We start from the raw sequence: 9,218 nt of genomic DNA, 5'->3' as shown, positions 1-9,218 counted from the left end.
CCCGACGGTGTCGCCCCGGGGGGTGCGGGACGGCGGGCAGCCTTCCGCCCGCCGTCCGACTACGGCGCGATGGGGAGCTGGCGCTTGTGCTCGGTGGCGCGGTAGCGGTTCACGATGATGTCGAAGGCCCGCCCGTCCACCGGCTTGCCCTCCAGGAAGTCGTCGATGTCGTCGTAGGTGACGCCGAGCGCGTCCTCGTCGGCCTTGCCCGGGTCGAGGGTCTCCAGGTCGGCGGTCGGGGTCTTCCAGACCAGCTCGGCAGGCGCGCCCAGGGCGTCCGCGACGGCGCGCACCCGGCGCTTGGTGAGTCCGGTCAGCGGGACCAGGTCGGCGGCGCCGTCGCCGAACTTGGTGAAGAAGCCCGAGACGGCCTCCGCGGCGTGGTCGGTGCCGACGACCAGGCCGTTGTGGGCGCCGGCCACCGCGTACTGGGCGATCATGCGCTGGCGGGCCTTGATGTTGCCGTGCACGAAGTCCTGGTGATGGGCGTCCCGGAAGGGCACGCCGGCGGCGAGCGAGGCCTCCAGCGCGGCGTCGCTCGCGGGCTTGATGTCCACGGTCAGCACGTGGTCGGCCTGGATGAAGGAGAGCGCGAGCTGGGCGTCGTGCTCGTCGCCCTGGACCCCGTAGGGCAGCCGCATCGCGTGGAACCGCGCCTCGTGCCCGGCGGCCCGGGCCCGCTCGACGGCGAGCTGGCAGAGCCGGCCGGCCGTGGTGGAGTCGACGCCGCCGCTGATGCCGAGCACCAGGGAGCGCAGGCCGGTGGACACCAGCCGCTCGGTGAGGAAGGCCACGCGGCGCTCGATCTCCCGCTCGGCCTCGAAGGCCTCGGTGACCTGGAGCTCGCGGGCGATCTCCTGCTGCAGGGCCCTGGTGGCCGACTCGCTCACGTCTGTTTCCTCACTTCTGCTTCTCGGTTCGCCGGACGGTGCCGCATCCACGTCCACCGTATCCGGGACGTCGTCCGGCAGGTCGGCGCGGGGCTCCTGCTGGCGCCGGCCGGGCCTGCGCGGGGCATGCGTTTCGGGGTCGGCGGCGGGCGCGGCCATCGCGCTCATGCATCAGTGCGCGCCTGCAAGTGATGCCGTGTGCAAGCGAGGCGGCGAGGGGCGTTTCGGGAGGCATCGGGCGGGGCGTGGCAGGACGGGCGGTGGCGGGCCCCGGTGCCTCCGTCCGGCGGTGCGGTAGGGTGGCTGACGCCGAGTATGACCGCGCATCAGGGAGGTGAGACCCATTACCGGAATGTCCGAGCGGGTGCTCCCGGAGCGCGGCCGTGCGGGCGCCTCGCGCGCGTAGCGCGCTGACGTGCCGGTGCGGCGTCGGCCCTTGCGGGAGCCCTGACGGAGTCGTTCTCCTCCGTTCACCCTCCTCCCGTTTCCCCAAGGGGTTGTCTTGCCGGTTTTCTCCTCCGCCACCCTTCGTTCCGCGGTGGTCTCCCGACTGCGCGCCGCCGGTTGCGTGTTCGCCGAGGACGAGGCACGGATCCTGCTCACCGCCGCCGCCTCGCCCGCCGATCTGGCCGCGAAGGTGCGGGCCCGCGCCGAGGGGCATCCACTCGAACACGTCGTCGGCTGGGCCGAGTTCGCCGGTCTGCGGATCGCCGTCGACCCGGGCGTCTTCGTCCCGCGCCGGCGCAGCGAGTTCCTGGCGGCGGCCGCCACCGCGTTGGCCGGCCCGCCCCGGGGCCCGGGCGCCGTCGTGCTCGACCTGTGCTGCGGCAGCGGTGCGCTGGGCGCCGCCGTGGCCGCCCGGGCCCCGCACCCGGTCGAGCTGTACGCCGCTGACATCGACCCGGACGCGGTCCGCTGCGCGCGCCGCAACCTGGCCGGGGCGGGGGCGCGGGTCCACCGGGGCGACCTGTTCGACGCCCTGCCCGCCGGGCTGCGCGGCCGGGTGGACGTGCTGATCGCCAACGTCCCGTACGTCCCGACCGGCGACCTCGCGCTGCTGCCGCCCGAGGCCCGGCTGCACGAGGCCCGGCCGGCGCTCGACGGCGGCGCGGACGGCCTGGACGTGCTGCGCCGGGTGGTCGCGCAGGCGCCGGCCTGGCTGGCGGCGGGCGGGTCGCTGCTGTTCGAGACCAGTGAGCGGCAGGTGGCGACGGCGCTCGCGGTGGCTCGGGCGGCCGGGCTGGCGGCAGAGGCCAGCCAGGACGAGGACCTGGACGCCACGGTGGTCACCGCGACGGCGGGCTGAGCTCCCCCTGCGATACCCGGCGAGCCCCGGCCACCCTTCCCCCGTGAGGGTGGCCGGGGCGGCTCAGATGCGGGTGCCGTACACGTGGTCGACCGCGAAGGAGAGCAGCACCCGACGGTCGGAGACCATCACCTCGCGGTACTCCCTCCAGTCGGGGTGCTCCCCGGCGGCGCGGCGGTAGTACTCGACCAGCGCGTCGACCTCGGGGCCGTCGGGGTCGGTGCCCGGGCCGGAGAGGGTGGCGACGCCCTCGGCGGTGACCCAGGAGCGTCCGTCCGGCCCGGTCACCTCCAGGCTGACCCGGGGGTCCCGGCGCAGGTTGACGGTCTTGGCCAGCCCCTCCCGGGTGGAGACCAGGACGACGTTCGCCTCCCGGTCGTAGAACGGCATGACGGGGGAGAGCTGGGGCCGGCCGTCGGCCTTGATGGTCGCGAGGATGCCGAGGCGGCTCTGCGCGAGCAGCGCGTACGGGTCGAAAGCTGTGGCGGTCATGGGAGCATCATCGGCCTTCACACCGGTGTGAAGGTCAAGGCGCGGCAGGCGTGTTGCCCGCACGGCGGACATCCTGGCCCGAGCGGCGGAACGGTGGGCGAAGTCCGGGAATCGGGTGTGCCGGCGGGCGCGGAGGTCTAAGGTCGGGCCGACAGAACGTGACGGCTCCGTCACTCGTCCGTGACGGGCCGTCGGCGCAACCGTCGTCCGAACCGAGGGGACGCCGCACGATGGCACGCGAACGCAAGCCCGTGGAACTGCTCGAGTTCTCCGACGACCTCCACTACGAGGACGTCACCCCGCTGCGGGCCTTCCTGACGGCCCGCCTCGGCGAGCTGGTCGAGGCCCAACCCGAGGGCAGCGGCGCCCGGTTCGCCGCCGAGCGGCTGGCGGCCATCACGCAGTACGACTGCATCTTCCTGTCCGACATCCTCTGCGCCTGGGAGGACGCGGTCCTGGAGGGCCGCGGCAACGAACCCGGGTGGACGCAGCGGATGCGGCAGGACGCGATGATCTGGTGGGACCGGCTGTGCCGGACGGCGGGGGAGTTCCGCGACCACCCCGACCACCGTCCCCGGTGGCGCCCGCTGCGGTTCATGAACCTTGCGCACGCGGAGTTCCTGGACGGCCTGACCGACCAGGCGGGCGGTGTGTACGGCGACGGGGCGCACCCCTGACCGTCGTCGGGGTGCAGCCCTGGGGCGTGGACGGGGTGTCCCGTCCCTGGCTGCCGACGGGGTGCCGTCCGGTCCGAAACCCCTTGGACGGGACGGGGGCCGGCTTGCTGGAATGGGAGACGGCCCCTGTCGGATGTCGGAGTCGAAGGGATGCGGCGATGACCGAGATCAGGCCGCACCTGTCGGTGCGCGGCCTCACCGACGCGGACCTGCCGTCCTGCGGCTGGGCCGGATCCTCCAAGCACGTGCGCGAGCTCGTCCACCAGATCCGCCGCGCCGAACTCGGCGTCGAGGAGAGCAACCCGCGCGCCCGTGCCCTCTGCGAACGCCTGGGCTACCGGGCCTTCGGCCGCGAACCCGACTCCTGGGACGTGGATGCCGAGGACGGCTCGCTCCAGCGGTACGGGACGATGTGCACGCTGATGTGCAAGGACCTGACGTGACGCTGGATTTCGAGGCGATCGTCGCCGCTGCGGCGGCCGACCCGGCCGTCGTCGGGCTCGTCCTCAAGGGCTCCCGGGCCCACGACGGCATGACCACCCGTCACTCGGACCACGACCTCTACGTGATCCTCGACGACGGTGCCTCCGCCTCCGCCTCCGCCGACGGAGACGGCGACGCGGCGAGCGGGCTGGCCGCGCTCGACGGCTACCGCTCCGCGCGGCTCGACCTGGTCGTCACCACCCTCGAACGGTTCCGCCGGCCCGCGGACTGGGAGCGGTACGCCATCTCCCGCTCCCGGGTGCTGCTCGACCGCCGCGACGGGGAGGTCGCCCGGATCGTCGCCGCGATGGGGCGGCTCGATGCCGAGGAGGCCTTCCGGTCCGGCGCCGCCCTGGTGGACGCCTACGCCAACTCGCTCTACCGCTCGGTCAAGAACCACCGCGACGGCAACCCGCTCGCCGGTCACCTCGACGCGGCCGCCGGTGTCGGCTTCCTGCTCGACCTGCTCTTCGCCCTGGACCGCCGGCCGCGCCCTTACAACAAGTACCTGGCCTGGGAGCTCGACCGGTTCCCGCTGCCCGGCTGGGACGGCGCCGCGCTGCTGGACACCGTCGCCCGGATCACCGCGACCGGCGAGGTGGCGCCGCAGCAGCGGCTCTTCGCCCGGGTCGAGGCGGCTGCCCGGGCCGCCGGCCACGCGGCGGTGCTGGACGCCTGGGGCGAGGACCTGCTGTTGATGCGGCCCGACCCGGACTCCCCGGGCGACCAGTCCTCCTGAGCCGGGCCAACCGGCGGATCGGGTGCAGCGGTTCAGGACGTCCTCCGAGAGTTGTGTCAGTGGTGGTTGCTACGGTCCGGACATGAGCAATCGAGTGCCCTTCACGGGTGAGGAGAAGGAAAGCCTTCTCACGGCGCTGGACCGGCACCGCGACGCGGTGCTGTGGAAGCTGGAGGGCCTGGACGACGAGCAGCTGCGCCGTCCGATGACGCCGTCGGGGACGAACCCGCTGGGGCTGCTGAAGCACCTCGGCGGCGCCGAACTCGGCTGGTTCCGGCAGACGTTCGGGCGCGACACCGGGCCGCTGCCGTTCGACGTCGACGCCGACGACAGCTCCGACATGCGGGTGGAGCCGCACGAGTCGACGGCCGACATCCTGGCGTTCTACGCCCGGGCGCGGGCCGATGCGGACGAGGTGATCGGAGAGCTCGCGCTGGACGACCTCGGCACCTCCTGGTCCGGCAACTCGGTCTCGCTGCGCTGGGTGCTGATCCACATGACGACGGAGACGGCGCGGCACGCCGGGCACCTCGACATCCTGCGGGAGTTGATCGACGGCAGCACCGGGGACCACGACCGGAGCTGAATCAGGAGGCGTTGGGGCCTGACAGGCCGGCTCCCTGTCAGGGCAGGTTCCGGACGGCCTGCGCCAGGGCCGCCGCCGTGCGCCGGACGTCCGCCTCCGTGGTGCGCCAGTTGCTGAACGCCGCGCGCAGGGCGGGCAGGCCCGCGTAGTGGGTCGGGGTGACGAAGGCCTCCTCGGCCAGTCCGGCGGCGAGCGCGGCGAGGCGCTCGGCGGTGGGGTCCGCCGCCAGGGTGAAGCAGACGACGTTCAGCCGGACCGGGGCGAGCAGCCGGAGGCCGTCGATCCGCTCGACCGCCTCGCCGAGCGCCCGGGCGCCCGCGATGTTGCGCTCCACGATCTCCCGGTGGCCGGAGCGGCCGTACGCGCGCAGCGTGAACCAGGCGGCGAGGGCGCGCAGCCGGTGCGAGTTCTCCGGGGTGAGGTGCACCAGGTCGGGGTGCTCGCCGAGCGGGCCGAGGTAGGCGGCAGAGTTCCGGAACACCCGGGCCTGCAGGTCGGGGCGGCGGGTGAACTGCACGGCGCTGTCGTAGGGCACGTTGAGCCACTTGTGCAGGTCGACGCAGACCGAGTCGGCGAGGTCCAGGCCGGCCACCAGCTCCGCGTGCTCCGGCGACAGCGCGGCGAAGGCGCCGAAGGCGGCGTCCACGTGCAGCCAGAATCCGTACCGCTCGCGCAGCTCCGCGATCGCCCGCAGGTCGTCGAAGTCGACAGTGTTGACGGTGCCCGCGTTGGCCACCACGACGCACGGCCCGCCGGACTCGGCCAGCGCCCGCTCCAGCGCGGCCGCGTCCACCGCCTCCCGGCCGGGCAGCAGGGGCACCGGCCGCAGCGCCGTCCGGCCCAGGCCCAGCACCGACAGGGCCTTGGCGACGGAGGAGTGCGCGCCGCCCGACAGCACCCGGACCGGGCCGAGCGCCCCCACCCCGTCCTCGGCGACGTCCACGCCGAGCCGCTCGCCCAGCCACTCGCGGGCGATGGCCAGCCCGACCGTGTTCGACATGGTCGCGCCGCTGACGAAGGTGCCGTGGTGGGCCTCGGACAGCCCGAACAGCTCGCGCAGCCAGCCGACCGTCTCCCGCTCCAGGTGCTGACCGGCCGGATCCAGCGAGGAGTTGGAGTTCTGGTCGACGGCGGCGGTCAGCCAGTCGCCCGCCAGGGCCGCCGGGGTCGCGCCACCGGTCACGAACCCGAAGTACCGCGGACCGGCACTCGCCGACAGCCGGGGCTCCCAGCGCTCGGCGAACTCCGCCAGCGCCGCCGGCAACCCGCCACCCGCCGGCAACCCGCCACCCGCCGGCGATCCGCCACCCGTCGGCGATCCGCCACCCGTCGGCGATCCGCCGCCCGCCGCGGCGAGCCGCGCCGGGCGGCCGGGCCCGGCACCGGACGCCGCCGCCTGCGGGAGCACCGGCCGCCCGTCCAGGCCGCCGAGGAAGGCGAGGGCCCGCTGCCGGGTTTCCTCCAGGAGTTCGGGCAACCGTCCGAGATCGGCCGCGAGTTCGGGGTGCATGAGGGTCTCCGGGGATTCTCCGTTGATCTGCTGTGCGCCCGAGGCTAGTGCGCGGTATCCGGGCCGTCCCGGGCCAATCCGCTACGGGTGGCCTGGCCCGGGCGGGGGCGAGCCCGTCGTGCCCCTGCTGCGGGCGGTCCGCCGGGGCGGCCAGCGGCTCTGCTCGGTCCTGCTCCGTCCTACTCGGTCCTACTCGGTCCGCAGCGCGGTGGCGGTCCGCGACCGGGCCGCCCAGCCGGCCGGCAGCAGTGCGCCGAGCAGGGCGATCACGATCCCGCCGGCCAGCAGGGGGATGAGCAGCCCGGTGGTGTAGACGTGGGACACGCTCGGCGGCAGGTGCCGGCCGATCGCGTTCCCCATCGGGGTCAGCGTCGCCTTCTCCACCGCGACCCCGAGCGGGACGCCGATCAGCCCGGCGATCAGGCCGGTGAGTGTCACCGAGGTCAGGACCATCGCGACGGTCTGCTTGGGCGTCATCCCGAGGGCCTTGAGGATCCCTAGATCGTGGACCCGCTCCCGGGTGTCCTGCACCACCGTGCTCAGCACCCCGAGCGCGGCGACCGCGATCATCATCAGCGTGAGCGTGGCCACCAGGGCGCCCATGGTGATCACGATGATGTTCTTGCCCCCGCCCGAGCTCGGCTGGACCGAGGCGTTCAGCGGGGACAGCGCGGCGGCGGCCGAGGTGGACCAGTCCGATCCGTTGACGTCGTCGGCCAGCTCGACGTTGAACAGGTCGATGTGCGGGGTCAGACCGGCGGCGGTGAAGGTGGCCGCATCCGTCATGACGGTGTAGTCGCCCTGGTTGGTGTCGAAGTTGACGCCGACGACCTTCAGCGACAGCTGCTTGTTCTGCTGCACCACGGTGACGTCGTCACCGACGTGGATCCCCACCGTCGTGGCCAGCTTGTCGCCGACCACGGCCTCGCCGGGCGCCGAGTACCAGCGGCCGGACAGCAGCTCCAGGTGCGTCCAGGAGAAGTCGCCGGTGACCGTGAACACCTTCGGAGGTTCGCCGCCGGGCGGGGCGCCGACCATGGTCGCGCCGCTGTCGCCCCAGCCGAACGCGGTCTTCGTGCCCGGGATCCCGGCGAGCGCGGCGGCCACCTTTGCCGCGTCCAGGTGCGGGTTGCGCGGGTCGTTGGGGCCGTAGAGATCCCAGGGCACGCCCACGTCGGCCGTGGGTATCACGAACTTCGACGCGACGTTGAAGCCTGAGGTGCTGGTGTCCAGGTACCTGTTGAACCCGGACTCCAGCCCCACCGCGAACGTGGCACTCACCACGCCGAACAGCACCGCCGCACCGACCAGTACGGCCCGGGCCGGCCGGGCGAACGGCTGGGCCAGCCCCAGCGACACGGCCCGGGGCAGCGGCAGCCGCGAGGCAAGGCGCTGCGCCGCCCGACCGCCCCCGGCCTCGGGGGCGCGGCCGACCGCCAGGGCCCGCACCGTCGGCATCCGGCCGGCCCGCAGCGCTGGGATCAAAGCCGTGACGCCGACGATCAGCAGGGTGCCCAGCGGCACCACGGCGCTGACCCACAACGGGATCGTGGCACCGGCCGCGCCGAGCTGCTTGGTGGCCCCGTCCAGGATCGGCACTGCCAGGAGGTTGCCGAAGCCCGTGCCGAGCAGCAGGCCGAGTGTCGCCGGGATCATGGCCTGCGCGGTGTAGGCGCGGGCCACCTGCGAAGGGGTGAAGCCCAACGACTTCAGAATCCCGATGCGCCGGATTCCCGAGGCCACGGCCCCGCTGACCACGATCGAGATGATCAGCACCGACATGAACAGCCCGAGGATCCCGAAGGCGATCAGGAAGGGCACGTAGGCCTTGGCGTTGCCGGTCGCCTGCTGCTCCGCGGTCAGGTACGACTGTCCGGCCTCGACCGAGCCGGCCGGCGCGGCGGCGGCCACCGCCTGCTTGTCGGTGGCGATGTCGGCGTCGGTCCCGGCCTTGGCGAACCGGTAGAGCATCTGGACGTCGGACGTGGCACCGGCGGCGGTGAGCCGCGCGAAACCGTCGGCGGTGGCGAAGGCGGTCGCGCTGTCGGTCACCGAGCCGCCGAAGCCGACGACCAGATACGACGGCTTGCCCGGCAGGGAGGAGAACACCACCGAACCGCCGAAGCAGTCGGCGGCGAAGTGCTGCCACGGCAGGGCGATCTCGCCCGGGCCGGTCGGCCAGCGCCCCTGGGTCAGCGCCAGCTGGTCCATCCCGGAGGCGCTGCCCAGGTCGGGCCGGGTGGTGACGGTGAGCGGACCGTTGTCGTGACCGGCCCAGTCCTTCGTGGAGCAGTCCGCGCCGATCGTCGTGTCCAGGGCGGCGGCGACCGGGTACGGCCCGGCCGCCTCGGTGACGCCGGCGGCGTGCGCGGTGGCGGCGGCCTGCGTGGCCGTGGCCTTCGAGCCGTCGAACTGGACCGCCAGGTGCGCCCCGTTCCGAGCACCGAAGGCGTGGTCGAACGGGGCCTGCACGACGGCCAGCAGGCCGAGGGAGAGCACGGAGGACGTCACCGCGGCGAACGTCGTCAGCGCCAT

The 9,218-nt window shown here is 73.8% G+C and carries 9 protein-coding genes; 5 read left to right on the top strand and 4 right to left on the bottom strand.

From position 1 onward, the window contains the following. Window positions 1–59: 59 nt before the first annotated feature. A complete protein-coding gene (gene nadE, locus IE332_RS08165) occupies window positions 60–890 on the bottom strand; it encodes an NAD(+) synthase (RefSeq protein ID WP_189914476.1) in 831 nt (276 codons plus the stop codon). Window positions 891–1,392: 502 nt separating this feature from the next. On the opposite strand from nadE, the gene IE332_RS08160 reads away from it, so the two are divergent. Next, window positions 1,393–2,196, top strand: a complete 804-nt coding sequence (locus tag IE332_RS08160; RefSeq protein WP_189914470.1) for a putative protein N(5)-glutamine methyltransferase — start codon at window positions 1,393–1,395, stop codon at window positions 2,194–2,196. A 63-nt stretch (window positions 2,197–2,259) separates the two neighbouring features. Here the strand turns inward: IE332_RS08160 and IE332_RS08155 are convergent, their stop codons facing one another. Beyond that, window positions 2,260–2,688, bottom strand: a complete 429-nt coding sequence (locus IE332_RS08155) for a PPOX class F420-dependent oxidoreductase (protein WP_189914468.1) — start codon at window positions 2,686–2,688, stop codon at window positions 2,260–2,262. 230 nt (window positions 2,689–2,918) lie between these two features. Between IE332_RS08155 and IE332_RS08150 the strand changes: the two genes are divergently transcribed. The 4 genes from IE332_RS08150 to IE332_RS08135 all read left to right on the top strand — a co-directional run bounded on the left by IE332_RS08150 (window position 2,919) and on the right by IE332_RS08135 (window position 5,173). Continuing rightward, a complete protein-coding gene (locus IE332_RS08150) occupies window positions 2,919–3,365 on the top strand; it encodes a hypothetical protein (RefSeq protein WP_189914466.1) in 447 nt (148 codons plus the stop codon). Between the two features lie 158 nt (window positions 3,366–3,523). Beyond that, window positions 3,524–3,808: an N-acetyltransferase gene (locus IE332_RS08145; protein ID WP_189914464.1), complete on the top strand. Its 285-nt coding sequence runs from the start codon at window positions 3,524–3,526 to the stop codon at window positions 3,806–3,808. Next, a complete protein-coding gene (locus tag IE332_RS08140; RefSeq protein ID WP_189914463.1) occupies window positions 3,805–4,587 on the top strand; it encodes a hypothetical protein in 783 nt (260 codons plus the stop codon). The genes IE332_RS08145 and IE332_RS08140 overlap by 4 nt, the downstream gene beginning before the upstream one ends. A gap of 82 nt (window positions 4,588–4,669) precedes the next feature. Further along, window positions 4,670–5,173 (top strand): DinB family protein, encoded by a 504-nt coding sequence (locus IE332_RS08135; RefSeq protein ID WP_189914462.1) that lies wholly within the window; start codon window positions 4,670–4,672, stop codon window positions 5,171–5,173. Between the two features lie 37 nt (window positions 5,174–5,210). Here the strand turns inward: IE332_RS08135 and IE332_RS08130 are convergent, their stop codons facing one another. After that, window positions 5,211–6,683: a pyridoxal phosphate-dependent decarboxylase family protein gene (locus tag IE332_RS08130; RefSeq protein ID WP_189914461.1), complete on the bottom strand. Its 1,473-nt coding sequence runs from the start codon at window positions 6,681–6,683 to the stop codon at window positions 5,211–5,213. Window positions 6,684–6,872: 189 nt separating this feature from the next. Then, on the bottom strand, window positions 6,873–9,218 hold the full coding sequence (locus tag IE332_RS08125) for an ABC transporter permease (RefSeq protein ID WP_229928421.1): 2,346 nt from the start codon (window positions 9,216–9,218) through the stop codon (window positions 6,873–6,875).

This window comes from Kitasatospora xanthocidica (assembly GCF_014656195.1).
Lineage (GTDB): Bacteria > Actinomycetota > Actinomycetes > Streptomycetales > Streptomycetaceae > Kitasatospora > Kitasatospora xanthocidica.
The sequence above is the reverse complement of the archived record's forward strand: the minus strand, read 5'-3'. Positions and strand labels throughout refer to the sequence as shown.